Source organism: Nostoc sp. (genome assembly GCF_036916575.1).
Taxonomy (GTDB): Bacteria; Cyanobacteriota; Cyanobacteriia; order Cyanobacteriales; family Nostocaceae; genus Nostoc.
Window position 1 is genome coordinate 85,211 of the sequence record NZ_JBALGC010000004.1, and the last position, 14,316, is coordinate 99,526.

At 41.7% G+C, this 14,316-nt stretch carries 15 protein-coding genes, 1 tRNA gene and 1 pseudogene; 9 read left to right on the forward strand and 8 right to left on the reverse strand.

From position 1 onward, the window contains the following. Window positions 1–29 precede the first annotated feature (29 nt). Window positions 30–599 carry a DUF2854 domain-containing protein gene (locus V7L29_RS01510; RefSeq protein WP_334734314.1) on the forward strand — a complete coding sequence of 190 codons (570 nt, stop codon included), beginning with the start codon at window positions 30–32 and terminating at the stop codon, window positions 597–599. A 1,008-nt stretch (window positions 600–1,607) separates the two neighbouring features. Here the strand turns inward: V7L29_RS01510 and V7L29_RS01515 are convergent. After that, window positions 1,608–1,868, reverse strand: coding sequence for a chlororespiratory reduction protein 7 (locus V7L29_RS01515; RefSeq protein WP_334734315.1), 261 nt, complete (start codon window positions 1,866–1,868; stop codon window positions 1,608–1,610). Between the two features lie 613 nt (window positions 1,869–2,481). On the opposite strand from V7L29_RS01515, the gene V7L29_RS01520 reads away from it, so the two are divergent. Both V7L29_RS01520 and V7L29_RS01525 read left to right on the forward strand, forming a co-directional pair. Further along, window positions 2,482–2,682, forward strand: a complete 201-nt coding sequence (locus V7L29_RS01520) for a hypothetical protein (RefSeq protein ID WP_334693443.1) — start codon at window positions 2,482–2,484, stop codon at window positions 2,680–2,682. Then, window positions 2,670–3,698 (forward strand): GGDEF domain-containing response regulator, encoded by a 1,029-nt coding sequence (locus tag V7L29_RS01525; RefSeq protein WP_334734316.1) that lies wholly within the window; start codon window positions 2,670–2,672, stop codon window positions 3,696–3,698. The genes V7L29_RS01520 and V7L29_RS01525 overlap by 13 nt, the downstream gene beginning before the upstream one ends. Before the next feature lie 66 nt (window positions 3,699–3,764). Here the strand turns inward: V7L29_RS01525 and V7L29_RS01530 are convergent, their stop codons facing one another. Next, a complete protein-coding gene (locus V7L29_RS01530) occupies window positions 3,765–4,970 on the reverse strand; it encodes a histidine kinase (RefSeq protein WP_334734317.1) in 1,206 nt (401 codons plus the stop codon). 586 nt (window positions 4,971–5,556) lie between these two features. On the opposite strand from V7L29_RS01530, the gene V7L29_RS01535 reads away from it, so the two are divergent. The 5 genes and pseudogenes from V7L29_RS01535 to V7L29_RS01555 all read left to right on the forward strand — a co-directional run bounded on the left by V7L29_RS01535 (window position 5,557) and on the right by V7L29_RS01555 (window position 10,849). Then, window positions 5,557–5,751 carry a hypothetical protein gene (locus V7L29_RS01535; RefSeq protein ID WP_334734318.1) on the forward strand — a complete coding sequence of 65 codons (195 nt, stop codon included), beginning with the start codon at window positions 5,557–5,559 and terminating at the stop codon, window positions 5,749–5,751. An 861-nt stretch (window positions 5,752–6,612) separates the two neighbouring features. Continuing rightward, window positions 6,613–8,007, forward strand: a complete 1,395-nt coding sequence (locus V7L29_RS01540) for an S-layer homology domain-containing protein (protein WP_334734319.1) — start codon at window positions 6,613–6,615, stop codon at window positions 8,005–8,007. A gap of 449 nt (window positions 8,008–8,456) precedes the next feature. Beyond that, the gene (locus tag V7L29_RS01545; protein ID WP_334734320.1) at window positions 8,457–8,657 is read left to right on the forward strand and encodes a hypothetical protein; all 201 of its coding nucleotides are present in this window, start codon (window positions 8,457–8,459) and stop codon (window positions 8,655–8,657) included. A 15-nt stretch (window positions 8,658–8,672) separates the two neighbouring features. After that, window positions 8,673–9,467: pseudogene (locus tag V7L29_RS01550) on the forward strand (SGNH/GDSL hydrolase family protein); the annotation flags it as partial. 338 nt (window positions 9,468–9,805) lie between these two features. After that, on the forward strand, window positions 9,806–10,849 hold the full coding sequence (locus V7L29_RS01555) for a M42 family metallopeptidase (protein WP_334734475.1): 1,044 nt from the start codon (window positions 9,806–9,808) through the stop codon (window positions 10,847–10,849). Between the two features lie 324 nt (window positions 10,850–11,173). On the opposite strand, the gene V7L29_RS01560 is transcribed toward V7L29_RS01555, so the two are convergent. From V7L29_RS01560 to V7L29_RS01585, 6 genes are all read right to left on the reverse strand, one after another. Beyond that, window positions 11,174–11,362, reverse strand: a complete 189-nt coding sequence (locus V7L29_RS01560; RefSeq protein WP_334693449.1) for a hypothetical protein — start codon at window positions 11,360–11,362, stop codon at window positions 11,174–11,176. Next, window positions 11,362–11,559, reverse strand: a complete 198-nt coding sequence (locus V7L29_RS01565) for a hypothetical protein (protein ID WP_334693450.1) — start codon at window positions 11,557–11,559, stop codon at window positions 11,362–11,364. Before V7L29_RS01565 ends, V7L29_RS01560 begins: the two co-directional genes overlap by 1 nt. Window positions 11,560–11,653: 94 nt before the next feature. Continuing rightward, window positions 11,654–11,902, reverse strand: a complete 249-nt coding sequence (locus V7L29_RS01570) for a hypothetical protein (RefSeq protein WP_334734321.1) — start codon at window positions 11,900–11,902, stop codon at window positions 11,654–11,656. A 620-nt stretch (window positions 11,903–12,522) separates the two neighbouring features. Beyond that, window positions 12,523–12,927, reverse strand: coding sequence for a hypothetical protein (locus tag V7L29_RS01575; RefSeq protein ID WP_334734322.1), 405 nt, complete (start codon window positions 12,925–12,927; stop codon window positions 12,523–12,525). 141 nt (window positions 12,928–13,068) lie between these two features. Beyond that, a complete protein-coding gene (locus tag V7L29_RS01580) occupies window positions 13,069–13,329 on the reverse strand; it encodes a hypothetical protein (protein ID WP_334734323.1) in 261 nt (86 codons plus the stop codon). Window positions 13,330–13,823: 494 nt separating this feature from the next. Then, a tRNA-Thr gene (locus tag V7L29_RS01585) sits at window positions 13,824–13,895 on the reverse strand. A gap of 33 nt (window positions 13,896–13,928) precedes the next feature. On the opposite strand from V7L29_RS01585, the gene V7L29_RS01590 reads away from it, so the two are divergent. Beyond that, window positions 13,929–14,222: a DUF3493 domain-containing protein gene (locus tag V7L29_RS01590; RefSeq protein ID WP_334693457.1), complete on the forward strand. Its 294-nt coding sequence runs from the start codon at window positions 13,929–13,931 to the stop codon at window positions 14,220–14,222. The last annotated feature ends 94 nt before the right edge of the window (window positions 14,223–14,316 follow it).

Here is a 14,316-nt window from a genome sequence, read left to right on the forward strand (position 1 = left end):
GTATTCAGACTTTATACTAATTTAAGCTCATGCTACGCCAAATCTCTTTGGGAACACTCGGTTTAACTATCGGCAGCATATTAACCACCATTGGCTTCGTCGCTTATGCTGCTAATAATGCCACACTCAATCTTGTCGGATTTTTTTACGGTATTCCTCTATTGTTGGGAGGGCTGGCGCTGAAAGCTAATGAACTTAAGCCAGTACCATTTAGCCAAACTACGTCACCGTCAGCATTGATACTGCGCCAGCAGCAAGCAACTAATACTCAAAATAAAATTCGCAAAGACATCACCCGATATTGCTACGGTCAAGATGCTCATCTAGATACAACACTTTCTTTTCTGGGTTTGAGTCCTACAGACCAGGAACGGCCAACAGTCACAGGGTTGCGAGAAACAGAAGTTAATGGGAGCTATGCCCTAATCTTAGAATTTGATTCACCGCTAATACCAATTGATGTGTGGCAAAAAAAGCAGGAGAAAATGACCAACTATTTTGGCCCTGGATTGGAGATTCAAATAACGCAGCCATCTGAAAATACAATTGAGCTAGCGCTGATTAATACTCAGAAAGAGTCATTAGTCAGTAGTCAATAGTGAAGAACAAAAATTATTGTAAGCTAAACTCCATTCTTTTATGGCTTGTCGTTACCTACATTTTTGTAACACTCAAAGTGTCGCGCTAACCGACATCTCTCCAGAACTTAAGTTCTGGATTAAAAAGCTCTGTGTCCACTCAAGTGGACTGCAATTTTCACTTTCATTGATGGTAGCAATATACATTGCTTAAAATCTTGTATTTTGTCCTCTTGAGAGGACTTTAGCTATTAGCCTTGAAATTTATTCCAAAGCAGGATAACAACGAAGCGGAAAATTTAAAAGCTGTTAGTAATGACAAGGTTTTTAAGTATGGGGTTTTCCTCCTGCTCCCTCCATTCGCGCAACGTCTCCGACAGGAGAAGTTCTGATGCCTGTCTTGAAAAGTGACGCTCCTCTCTTACAAAGTGACGCTCCTGCGTCGCTCTAAGCGTACCCCTGCTCTTAAGCAAGCTACGCGTTAGCGTCTCTAAGAGTTGCTATGCCGTAGGCTTTACGCTGCGCTAACTGATGCCTACGACGGGCTACGCCAACCGATAGCGCAGCCTCTTTTCTACCTTGGGCTTCGCCAACGAGTCAAACGCTATGCACAGTCGCTAACGCAACTCTTGGAGACGCCCAAGGGACGCTATTGAGCGTCGGAAGCCTCTTTTACAAAGTTCAAATCAAAGGAAGCCTCCACTCACACTTCTGTTTGCTTCTTCGTTAACTCCTTTTCCTCTTAATACCATTTCTTTGTGAGGCTGCGTCAAATTTTCTTTCTTTCTTTGTGTCCTTTTCTACGAGACGCTACGCGTAGCTTGGTTCTCCATAGGAGTATGCGCCCTTTGCGGTTCGTTTATTATATAGTTTGGCGCATCTTCATACAGAATTGGTATAACTAGTACAGCGGGCGCGTACGTAAATAAGCAGACCATTGAAAAGCCCTAAAGAGCTTATTCCATAATACTTTTGAATGAGTAACTTTTGACTTTTGACTTCCGCCTTGCGGTACTAGTGACCAAAAAGTTACTTTTCTAAACGAACTGCATACCACTGCAAATATTGCCCAGGAGCAATATCTAATTTGCAACTGGTGTCGAGTAAATATTGTGCTTGAGCTTCCACTGTATCAAAGTTTTGTAAGTCAGGCGGCAAATCTGTAATTATAAATTGTTGGAGAGTTGTTTTGAGCTTTTCTAATAACTCTGATAGTGTCAGAAATTGTTCTAGTTGATTTGTTTCTAGAACTACAAAGTGATCTTGCTGATACATTAATGGGTCTGGCATTTTAAAGATTTAGTGAATGCAAATAAAGTTGATTTTTTTGGCAATAATTTTTAATTGCTTGTATAGTCAAAAATCTAGCGGGTTTTACGTCCTATCTGTGAAGCAATTATAAAACTTAGTTTTTCCAAATATTAATTTTAATTTAGTATATCTATATTCATCTAACCCTAGCTACTAAATGCTGTCATTCTGAGAAAATCACCTATTCTTTAATTACACTAAAGATACTAAATAAAATTAAATAAAAAACTTTACTTAATTTCTAACCCAAAGTCACTTGAAAATAAAGCTTTGCCTGAAGTTGAATTTAATCTTATGTAATTATACTAAACCTCAGTTAACCTTGCCGAATAGACTAAATAAATTTAATTTCAGTGATATTAGAATTTAGTATTAGTTATCTTTTGAATGCACTTTGGCAACTATTTTGCCTTGTCCCACCAGGTTTGTAAACTCACTAAAGAACTAAATAATTAAGGTGTGCATTTGCAATTTTTTTGAAAATTGCAATTTGACTTTAAAAATGGGGAAATATAAAAGTAACATCTCCTCTTATAACCATAGCCGAACAAAAAGGTAACAATTGCCTTCGTGTTCCAATTATAGATTGTCTATGCAACTTAGTTATTTACCGCTTGCTTGGCTCACTAACATTGAGCAGTCTATTGTCAAAAAACAGTTGATTGTGAAGCCAGACACACCTTTGCCGCAAATCCTGGCATTGATGAAAAGAGCGATCGCCCCCATGCGATTGAGTTGCACAGCCTTTTTCAGGATAGTTCCGCAAGTGGAAGGCAACTCATGTCAGGCATAAGCCCATCTTCTGGTTCTGATCAACGGCCACTGATTCTAGTGGCTGATGATGACAAGGACATCCGAGTATTCTTGCGTAAAGTTATGGAAAAAGAACGTTATCGAGTCATAGAGGTCAATGATGGTAAGCAATGTTTAGATGCTTACCAGACTATCAAACCGGATATAGTTTTGCTAGATGCTCTAATGCCTGTGATGGATGGCTTTACCTGCTGTAAGCACTTGCGCCAGATTGCCAAAAATAATTTAAAATCAGCCGTTGAAACCTTTGATACTGACTCGACCCTTAACAATACTGTCATCTCCAAGATATGGGAACCCAGCACTCCTATATTGATGATCACATGCTTGGACGATGAGGAATCCGTAAACCGTGCTTTTGAGGTAGAGGCGACTGATTACGTCACTAAACCAATTCACTGGCCTGTATTGCGCCAACGGTTGCGCGGACTGCTAAAGCAAGCGCACGTTTATAAACAATTAGAGGCAGCAAACCAAGCTTTGCAGCACCTAGCCAATATAGATGGCTTAACTCAGTTGGCTAATCGTCGCCGCTTTGACGATTATCTCAATAATCAGTGGATTAATCTCGTACAAAAGGAATCTCCCTTGTCAATGATTTTGTGTGATATCGACTTTTTTAAATTTTATAACGATAGATATGGCCATCCTGCTGGGGATATCTGTTTACAAAAGGTGGGTGCTGTCTTAAGCCTTAAGGCACAAAAGCATGAGGATTTAGTAGCGCGTTATGGTGGCGAAGAATTTGCTGTAATTATGCCAGACACCCCTGCATCTGGCGCAGTTCACGTTGCCGAAGTAATACAAGCAGGAATTAAAGATTTGCAAATTGTTCACGACGCGTCTGCGGTGAGTCGATATGTCACCCTAAGTATGGGCGTGGCTACTGTTGTCCCCACTTGGGAATCCTCACCTTCAGATTTGATTGTGCTGGCAGATAAGGCACTCTACCAAGCAAAGGCGGGGGGGCGCGATCGCTTTGTCTCAAGTTTTTAATTGTGATTAATCATTAGTCATTTGTGAATGACCAATTCCTAATGCTCCATGCCCAATGCCCATTGCCTAAAAAGGATAAACTGGCAGTGTGAAGTGGAACCATGCTCCGTTATTGGGGGCAGAGTCCACCCAAATTTGGCCATAATGTGCCAGGATGATGCGTTGGCATAAACAAAGACCAATGCCGTAACCTTCTGTACCTTCATCTCGTTGCAGACGGAAGTGGTTTTCAAAGATGCGATCGCGATTCTCTACAGGAATACCAGGACCAGTATCGCCAATACTAAACTGAACTTTTTGGGTAGTGCGGTGCAATCCGGCAACGCTAATCTTGCCACCTTCTGGGGTGTATTTGATAGCATTATCCAACAAATTCACTAGCACTTGGCGGATGCGTTCTGGGTCAGCATATACATATGGTAAGTCATTGGGAATATCCGTTTCTACCTCTTGGGATTTGGCGGTGTAGCGATCGCACAATTCTTCCAGTACATCTAAGCACAGTTTACCTAGCTGGACTTTTTGTGGTAGAATTGGAAATTCTGTATCTTGGCCACGACCTACCTGCAAAAGGTCGGCAATCATCCGATCAATAATCTTAGTTTGATTGCGGGCTTGTTTTAATAGATGCGCCGTCATTGATGGTTTGAGGCGCTGAAATTGGCCTGTTTCTAAATTGTAGTTAGATTGGAGAGTTTCTATGGCGATCGCGGCAGCAGTTAGGGGATTGCGGAGATCGTGCGCCAGCATAGCAATCACCCGATCTTTAAACTGTAGCTGCTCTTGGAGGTTATCTTTTTCCTGTTTCAAGTTAAAAATTTCGTCTGAGAGTCGGATTAGTTCCGCAGAAACAGCAACTGAACGGATAGTAGATTTGGGTGATGTCACCCTAGCATTGTCGTCTATACGTTCTTGCAAGTCTTCCTGTAATTTTAAGTAGGCATCTACAGCAGCTTGCCAACGAGACCACCAGTTTTTCAATTGCGCTATGATATTACTCCCAGCCAAAACCTGTCGTGGTTCGGGATGGATTTTGATTAAAGCTGGCGTTGCGATTAATTTAAAGTGTTCTGCTAAGTAAGGTTGTTGTCCAACATCGATAGTTTGAAGTTCAAAACTGTACTCAGCCTGCAATTCTTTTAAGTAAGCACGTATTCGCTGCACCTGTTGGCGGGACTTCGGGCGTCCATCGACAAACAGTAACAGCTGGAGTGGAGCCTCAGAATAAATAGGCTGATCCTGGGAAACTTGCATGTAATCGTGTTTCAGCACTGGTAACAACCCGGTGATGCTTTACAGAAAGTAAAATGGACTGACGGTTGTCGTTGTTTTTCTTCAATTTAATATCTATTTTAGATTTTCATACTCCTATCAGAACTGCGTTTTTGACATCAGACAGATATTTTTCAGCCTTTTGCCCCTTTTTGGCTAACTTCATCTCTAAGAAACACCCTTGCCCTTGAATATAAGTCTTAATTTGCCCTGAATCAAAAATTTTCGCCAGAGCCAGCAGGGGGGATACGCTTTAATACTATGTCAAATCGCCTAGTGCAGCACTATGTCAATTCGAGTACTCGCTTTGAACAAGCGATCGCCCAAGCAACCGCAGATGCTAATTGTATCTAATTTATCAGGAAGCTGTTAACTATTCAGACCAAGTTTGTAGAGGGTTTTCTCAACCGCCAGTGTATTTGATAATGTGGCTTTTTTGCCCTTACCCAATCATTTGTAGAATTGAGAAAACAACCATAGCTAACTATATACTGCCTCTATTACTTGCCAACCGCACTCTGTGCCCAGCTTTCCTAAAAGAATCCTATCCCAGAATAACAGGGGATGGGTTGCCTGAGGGAAAGCTTTGGATAACATAGAGGCGATGCCTACGGCGGTAAACTACGCACTTTTTGAGGAAGCACTCACTACTTTCGAGGCTGCCAAGAAACTCTTGACTACAGCAAAACTAACACTTTCCCCAGAAAATCAATTTAGAGATACTAGGGAAACTGCTGCGATACTTAATTGCTTTGCCTATGACCCCAGTCGCCAAGAATAACGAACTTACGCCAAGTTCCTGGAATTGCTTAACACTGGCATTTTCCCAGCTATTGCCTTACTCAGCTTACCATCTGAGGATGAATAATTTCCAGAATCGATTGTAAGCCAGCGTTAGCGAACTTTATCCATTCCCCTCCTTGGGTGAGGCTAAGGGGGGCTTTAGTCCTAGTCTATCACTTCAGTTGCTTGGCGTAGGCTTTGCCCGCCGTAGGCATCGCATTACTACTAGTGTATCTGGAAGGAGATTAAAGCTTTTGCTAGCTATGTTGTTCTTTGGCGAGTTCTCAATTACTTATTCGCTCTACCAATTGAATATTTCCAGAACTATCTGAAAAATTTATTCACAATTTAGAGTCTGTCACAGAAATGTTGATCAGTTCGTAGTGGGTGGCTCTAACCCTAATCTAAGCACTAAAGTGCTTACTACGAACTCCCTTAACTAGTCATAATCCCTGTGGTGGAGTACTAGCTTAGAGCAACCAAAATTAGAAAACTCTTATTTAGCAAGTATTCCAGATTTATTTGTGTTTTTTTTCAAAAATGTTAGTTTACCAAAATTTTAGGGAACTCTATAAATAAGCATGGGAATAAAACCTAATGGCTGTAAAACAAAGACAACACGGTAGCTTTTGCTACCGTTTACTAATTTTTTGAGATATCATCTTCACCAACAGAGACATTTACGAAGAAGAGGCCGTGAGTCGGTAGTGTCTTTTAGTGATAGAAGAGGCAGAGGAACAGAGGTGACATTCGATTCTCCCCTGGTTTGCTGCTTTTTGTTTCCTAATCCTAATCCCCAATCCCATTTAATGAACAGTCTGCGCTAGGGTAGGAATTGAAACTCAATTTGTGATTTCCTGTGCTTCCCTGTAAACGTCGAGCTGTATTTCTAATTTGGGCTGTTCTACTCACTTCGTTAACAGCCTGTGCTAACAGTCCAGTCGCCAAAAACCTTGAGCAATCTTTGGCGGCAGATCCGAAACTGCAAAGCAATCCAGTTGTCTTTGGAGAATCTCAGGGGAACCAACCGCAAGCACAGCAAAAGGAATCAACAGTTCAGTTACCAGCTGATTTTCCCAAAGATATCCCACTATATTCCAATGCCAAACTACAGGAAGTTACACCTGCTAGCGGCTCAGAAAACAGAGTCTCAACTCGTTGGTTGAGTTCTGACCCTAGCAACTTTATTGCTAGCTTTTATAGCAGCCAGTTTCAAACAAATAACTGGCAGATTTTGCAACAGCCAACAGATGATGCGGGAGGTGCTTTTGAAGCACGTCGTAACGATTTGCTATTAAAGGTTTCCATTCAGCCTAAATCAGTTACTAACGCCACACCTAATCAACCTCAAACAGCTACTGAATTACTGATTGAGTACGTACCGAATAGTACTGCAACGGCACAACCTACCCCAACTATAAGTCCTAACGAAACTACTAACGACGTTCCTCAATCAGGCAATCCACAGTTCATTGGCCCGATACCACCTGCAAACTTGGCATCACAACCACCAAGCACCGCTAATAACCAAACAACTCCTACAGCCAAAACCGAATCTCAAGAATTTAACGATCTAAATAAAGTATCGCAAGAATGGCGGCAACATATCCAAGACTTAGCTGCATTGGGTATTTTGTCTCTAGAACCAAAGGCAACTAAGAGCAACTCTACTACCACAACTAACCAGTTTGAACCAGGTAAAATCGTTACACATCGGGAATATGCTCGTTGGCTAATTGCTGCTAACAATGCTTTGTATGCCAGCAATCCAGCTAAACAAATTCGCTTGGCATCAGAAAGCACTCAACCAATTTTTAGTGATGTGTCCGCAAAAGACCCTGATTTTCCCGCAATTCAGGGATTAGCCGAAGCTGGGTTAATTCCCAGTCCTTTGTCTGGAGATTCTACAGTAGTTTTGTTTCGTCCTGATGCACCCCTAACGCGGGAGGCGTTGCTGTTGTGGAAATTACCTCTAGATACTCGCCAAGCTTTACCCTCTGCTAACTTAGATGCGGTCAAACAAACCTGGGGTTTCCAAGACGCAGCACGAATTGACCCCAAGGCTTTAAGAGCAGTGTTGGCTGATTACCAGAATGGCGAACAATCGAATATTCGGCGGGTGTTTGGTTATACGACTCTGTTTCAACCTAAAAAACCAGTAACTCGTGCTGAGGCTGCTACAGCTTTGTGGTATTTCGGCACTCAGAGTGAGGGTGTATCAGCTGCTGAGGCTTTGAAATTAAAGCGAAGTTAAACCGATGTCTATGAAGGATTATGCCATTCTGTTGCGGTTAGTTCATAGCCAGCCAGCATAAAAGTGGGCAACTCCATTTCTAGTATAGAAACTTTGCTATTTCTTTGTAATGTACCTATTTTTGATTAAGAAAATGTAAATCTAAGTATTTACAGAGTTTTTACCTGTGTTTGATGAATTTTTAAGGCATAGTTAAGTATAATAACGTAGATTAATTCATTAAACATAAGTAAGTGGGCGGGAAAATTTCCAAATATGTAACGAAATATAAATTCAGTAGATACCTGACAAATACGTTATTTTACCGTTTTTATAAAACTAAACATATGTCGGTTTTATCGTGCCTACCTACTTATCTGGTTTTGAAGTAACTGAAGAAAAGACAAGTTGTCATATCGCCCCTTGATTACTTTTAAACAGAACTAAAAAATACCATACGTAAAACAAATATGAAAAAACAAGCTGTCGCAGCAGGATTTGTTCTATTTTCTTTCATGTTGCCGACCAAAGCCTCGGCTGCGAGTTTTGATCAGCTTTATGTATTTGGCGATAGTCTGTCCGATACAGGCAATATATATAATGCTACCGGAAAAACATACCCTCAAAGCCCACCTTACTTTGAAGGACGTTTTTCTGATGGGCCGCTCTAGGTAGATTATCTTGGAGATCAGCTAGGCTTAAAGCCCACTTTATTGACTACTATTCCTTCCACACCTCTTACCCAAGGGATAAACTTCGCTTTCGGTGGTGCTAGTTCTGGTTTAGATAACGCTGTCCTTCCCAATGTCGGATTACCGGGAGTACTCAAACAAGTCCTTGGTTTTGCTGGAACTCTGCAAGCAAATAATCAAACTGCTGATCCAAATGCACTTTATACATTGTGGGGAGGTGCGAATGATTTCTTTTTTCTTAACCCCGAAGACTCAACCACGCCAATCAATAATATATCCTTGGCGTTGAACACTCTGGTAGGAGTTGGCGCGAAAAATATTTTGGTGTTTAACTTGGGCGATTTGGGACAGCTACCAGCAGCTAAAATTGATAATCGCAACCCTACAACCCTTAGCAAATCGACTAGTGAGTTTAACTTGGGTTTAGCAAAAACTGTGAGCGCTTTGAATCAAAACCCAAATCTCAACATCATCTCGGTTGATACTTATTCTTTATTTAATCAGGCAAGTGCATTGGGTTTTACGAATGTAACCGAGTCTTGTCTATCTAGGCTAGATATATGTAACCCAGGTAACAATAAGTTTCTCATCTGGGACGGTTTCCACCCAACGACTGCGGCTCATAAGGTGATAGCAGATGCTGCACTGGCGGCGATTGAGGCTAAGTCTGTTCCTGAACCCTCAATAAACTTGGGGATTTTAGCCCTTGGTGCTTTTGGTGCAGTAGGAGTGCTGAAGCGTCAGCCCCTTCTAGGAAGTCAAAAGTCAAAAGTCAAAAGTCAAAATTAAGATTAAGAACCATTAAAATAAATTTAGCGCAAAGTCTGAGCGGAGGTTTCCGACGCTCGCGGACTCGCTCTAAGCGTTGGCGCAGCCTCTCGAAGAGAAGCTATGCCGTTGGCGCAGCCTCTCGTAGAGAAGGCTTTACGCTGCGCTATCCGTTGGCGTAGCCCGCCGTAGGCATCAGTTAGCGCAGCGTTAGCGACGCAGGAGCGTCACTTTGTAAGAGAGGGGCTTGTACCTTTTTCTTTCTGGTCAACAAAAAAGGTCAGCACTTGTATCAGCAGGTCGGGTTGTTGATGCACAATTGTCCCATACAATAGTTGAAAACTAAACTAACTGTATTGATGTGGGATTACGATCGCTTATTTAAAATTATTGAAGAATTAGTCATGCACCATTCTCCTAGTGGTGCAGAAGCTGAGATTAACCAGTTGTTGATGCAACGATTTGCGGCGCTGGGTGTGGAAGTCTGGTGCGATCGCGCCGATAATATTATTGCCAAGATTCCAGGGAAAAGTCCAGACCGAGCGGTCGCCATCACGGGACACAAAGACGAAATTGGCGCAATTGTCAAGAGTCTCGGTGATGAAGGTCGTATCGAAGTCCGCAAACTCGGCGGCTCTTTCCCGTGGGTTTACGGCGAAGGAGTTGTAGATTTAATCGGAGATAACGAAACCATTAGCGGTATTCTCAGCTTTGGTTCCCGTCATGTTTCCCATGAATCTCCTCAACAAGTCCAGCAGGAAGATACTGCTCTGAAGTGGGAAAATGCCTGGATTGAAACGAAACGAACTGCACTTGAATTAGAAGCAGCTGGCATTCGACCTGGAACTAAAATGGTGATCGGCAAGCATCGCAAGCATCCAATTAGGTTAAAGGATCATATTGCTGGTTACACCTTAGATAACAAAGCCTCTGTTGCCATTTTGCTAGCTTTGGCTGAAAACCTGAAACAGCCAGCTGTTGATGTTTATCTGGTGGCGTCAGCAAAAGAAGAAGTGGGGGCAATTGGAGCGCTATTTTTCACCCAAAACCAGCGTTTGGATGCTTTGATTGCTTTAGAAATTTGTCCATTATCTGAGGAATATCCTGTTAAAGATGGAGAAAGTCCTGCACTTTTATCTCAAGATGCCTATGGAATATATGATGAGGGGCTAAATAGCCAACTGCGCCATAGTGCCAAGCAACTTGATATACCAGTGCAGTTAACAACTCTGAGCAGATTTGGTAGTGATGCTTCGATTGCCATGAAATTTGGCCATGTTGGGCGTGCTGCTTGTTTGGCGTTTCCCACACAAAATACACATGGCTATGAGATTGCTCATTTAGGAGCGATCGCTAATTGTATTGATTTGTTAAAAGCTTTCTGCGAAACTGAGTTTGAGTGATAATTCCAGGCTTTGACTTGAAGGAGCGATCGCATATCAACCCAAAATAGCCAGAAAAAGGTTTTGCAAAGTCTGAAGGTCTGGCTCCTCAAGTCGCTCTAACTTTTTAATCACCTTGTTTTACTCGTTGGCCAAGATGATATTTGGGTGGTATCGATCCGGCTGGTAGGTTAATTGTGTTCATGGTATTTTTGTAGAGTGCAGTGAAATGAAATGATATTGATTACTTACTTTGGGTAGTGAATCAACTTTTTGTGGCAAAATAAAAGCGTTGTGCTGCAAACACAACGCTTTTGAAAACGTAAAGAAAGGTTGTTCTTAACTTTAACTTTGCCGCCTTAGTAACTCAGCAATCAAAACTTGGCAGCGCTTGCTGGACTCGTAAGCTTGTCGCATCAAGGTTCTGTTTTGTTCTCGGTCTGTGTCAAAGACTTGAACGGCTTGGCGGCTGTAGTCTGCTGCTTGCTTCCCAAGCTCTTTAATTCGAGCTTTTAACTCAACGTTTGTCTTCATTAACCCTCCAACTCAGAAATCAGAATATCCAGGTTTTCCGCTTCTACATAAAGTTTATCGGCTATGCTTTGAAGTAAGCTAGCATCTGGCAAGTCATCGTTGTCCAATGCAGTTTGAGCGGACGTGTACAACTCTTCAATCAGGGCTTGCATCTGTCTATGTGCAATCCTTAATGCTGTAAGCGTGGTTGGATTCATATTTATTTTTCTAATCCTACCTCTTGGCTGTGCATCCTTCTAAGGCTCTCTCTAGCGTTTGCGATTCCGGCTACTTGTCCTGATGGTGATGGGTTTATTTTGATTTGAGACTTTCAAAAAAGTCTATTAATTCCGCTCTGTGTTCCGTACACATCGTGTCTATTGCAGCTGTTGTAACCCCAATAATGTAAGCACTTTCGTCATCTTGTTTTTGAGGGTTATTGCTGTACAGCGCACGACGTGAAGCTAATCGAACTTTTAAGAATTGTTCTAATGAATATTCGTTTAGAATGCTGCAAGAAACTTGACCATCTATCCTACGTTCGGCATCACTAGTTCTCAAATACTTTCCTATATCTCTAGCAAATGCTGGAAGCTGGTAAAACTGCTTTAGCTCGATTTCATACTGTATGTATTGACTTTCAGTCGGTTCTATGACAATACGCTCGGGTTAAGCATTTCTTTCTTCTCTTTGCGTCCTTTGCGTCCTTCTCTACGAGACGCTGCGCGTTGGCGGAAGCCTCTCATAGAGAAGGCGGTTCGTTAAAAAAATTGACTTTGGCAAAGAGTTTTAGCCTTAACTGAACTGTATTGGGTTCTATGAGGTTAGGCTCGGCAGCTAATGCAGGTACAGAAATTAATCTGACTTTTCACGGCATGTGGAAAAGGTCATTTTGAAGGTTTCTCAAGCCCTAATTTTTACATTAGCTATTTTCATTAACTTATAACTATTGAGAATTAGGCTGTGGAAAAAGCCACGCTGTTTCGTGGTTTGAGGATTTACCGTGAAAAGTCAGAGAAATTAATAAGGCCAATGCAACGGCAATAGTTTTTAACATAAACAAAACGAAATTTGTGAGCTAGCTGATTGTTCACACCTTCCAGGTCTAAATAACTACCTTTCTTAAATATTTACTACTGAGTTAAGATTGGGTAAAGTTTCCGTATATGCGGTGAAGTGCCTTAATCCTGGTCATTAAGCAAATACCCTCGTATTTGTTCAGATGCCAAAGTAAAAGCTGTTTTTTCTGTATCTGTTTTGGCTCCCCAGAATATTGCTTGCTTTCCTTTCACCCCTTCTATGGGACGGCTAAACTTTATGGGATTAGCCAGACGGTAAACGTAATTTTCTGGAGAACCAACACAACTGGTGATTTTTACCGCCCCAATTATCGCTCCGCGCTTGACTGTTGTCGGGTCGATGCCATAATCAACAAAATAATCATCACTTTGTTTTGACTGAGAAGCGTGTATTAGCACCCATCCTCTACGATTTGTCGGTTGTGATCGGTATTCGGCTTCCTTAATGCCTAAGCAGATAGCGTAGGCATGGGGCGCATGGATGCTGATAGCTTTACGCCAACGCATTTGCTATTTCAGCACATTTTTGACCTCTCTCTTTTTAGGAGAGAGGCTTTGAATCTTACTTCTCAACGCTAGTAGGGAAGGGGTTGGGGGTTAGGTCTGTACCGCACTCAAGCAGAAACCGCTATATTATTTAGGCGATCACTATATCTCCCAATCCTCAATCAACAAGTTCTTAATGCGTTGGAATTCTCTAGTGTTATGGGTGATGAGAATTAAGTTATTTGTCAGTGTGATAGTGGCAATTTGTAAGTCATACGCGCCAATGGCAGTACCTAATACTTCTAGTTGAGAGCGAATTGTTCCAAATATCGTTGCGGGTAAATCGTCAAAGGGTAGTGATGTAAATTGGGCTAAAAATTGTTGTTGTAAAGTAAGATTCCGTTGTGGATTAGCATTTTTCATTGCACCATAAAATAGTTCAGATTTGACATTGAGCAAACGGCAATATCTTTAGTAGCAGTAGATTCCAGTTTCTGTTTTAAAGTAGAATTTTTACCACGCATATAGATAATGCAGGTGTTCGTATCGAGCAGGAATTTCACAGGATTGGTTCGCGTTCTGGTTGTTGTCCTTGGGGATGACAGAAGACTCAACTTACTCAAGCTGCAATTGCCAATGCCTCAACTAACGGTAATGGTACAACTCCTTTGCTGCAATAATCCACACCTAATTAAACAATAAATCAGATCCCTGACTTTTAAAAAGTCGGGGATCTTTTTGTCGCTAACATTGCTCAACCAAATCAGGTAGCACCAACTCCAGGAGCAGCGATCGCACAAACTTATAAATCTGGCAAGAATTTGTCACAATGACATCAATGTGTAACCGACGACAGATAATTAGTCACTGTACATTGATTTATGTCAAACTTGACTATTGAGCAATGCTTTTACCAAAGCCGATGATGGGATTTGAACCCACGGCCTGCTGATTACGAATCAGCTGCTCTACCACTGAGCCACATCGGCGTACACAATCTAATATTATAACATGATTTCATCATGGTAGATAAAAATCCCAAAAATCGCCTTAACTCTGAACAATATGCCAGCCTCAAAGCAGAAATAGCTGCTCCTTATCGCGGCTTACGACAATTTATCTACATCGCTTTCGGTGCTTCTGGCTCCCTTGGTGCATTTGTCTTTTTCTTCCAAGTGCTTGCTGGACGCAATGTTGAGAGTGCTTTGCCTAGTTTAGCTCTCCAATTAGGAATAGTGGCCTTAATGGTCTTTCTCTGGCGCTGGGAACAGCTTCGGCAACAACGCCCCCAATCAGGTAAAAATCCTAATTCCTAAAGAAATAAATTTTAACTGTTGATTTTTTCTTGCTTTCTTTTGGAATATCTTTATATTCTTCAAATTTATTGATGCTTTTATGAAGCTGAAAATA

Coding starts and splice junctions, on each gene's coding strand:
- V7L29_RS01510 (WP_334734314.1), top strand. CDS start 30: ATGCTACGCCAAATCTCTTTGGGAACACTCGGTTTAACTATCGGCAGC.
- V7L29_RS01515 (WP_334734315.1), bottom strand. CDS start 1,868: ATGCCAGACCCATTAATGTATCAGCAAGATCACTTTGTAGTTCTAGAA.
- V7L29_RS01520 (WP_334693443.1), top strand. CDS start 2,482: ATGCAACTTAGTTATTTACCGCTTGCTTGGCTCACTAACATTGAGCAG.
- V7L29_RS01525 (WP_334734316.1), top strand. CDS start 2,670: ATGTCAGGCATAAGCCCATCTTCTGGTTCTGATCAACGGCCACTGATT.
- V7L29_RS01545 (WP_334734320.1), top strand. CDS start 8,457: ATGAAAAAACAAGCTGTCGCAGCAGGATTTGTTCTATTTTCTTTCATG.
- V7L29_RS01555 (WP_334734475.1), top strand. CDS start 9,806: ATGTGGGATTACGATCGCTTATTTAAAATTATTGAAGAATTAGTCATG.
- V7L29_RS01560 (WP_334693449.1), bottom strand. CDS start 11,362: ATGAAGACAAACGTTGAGTTAAAAGCTCGAATTAAAGAGCTTGGGAAG.
- V7L29_RS01565 (WP_334693450.1), bottom strand. CDS start 11,559: ATGAATCCAACCACGCTTACAGCATTAAGGATTGCACATAGACAGATG.
- V7L29_RS01575 (WP_334734322.1), bottom strand. CDS start 12,927: ATGCGTTGGCGTAAAGCTATCAGCATCCATGCGCCCCATGCCTACGCT.
- V7L29_RS01580 (WP_334734323.1), bottom strand. CDS start 13,329: ATGAAAAATGCTAATCCACAACGGAATCTTACTTTACAACAACAATTT.
- V7L29_RS01590 (WP_334693457.1), top strand. CDS start 13,929: ATGGTAGATAAAAATCCCAAAAATCGCCTTAACTCTGAACAATATGCC.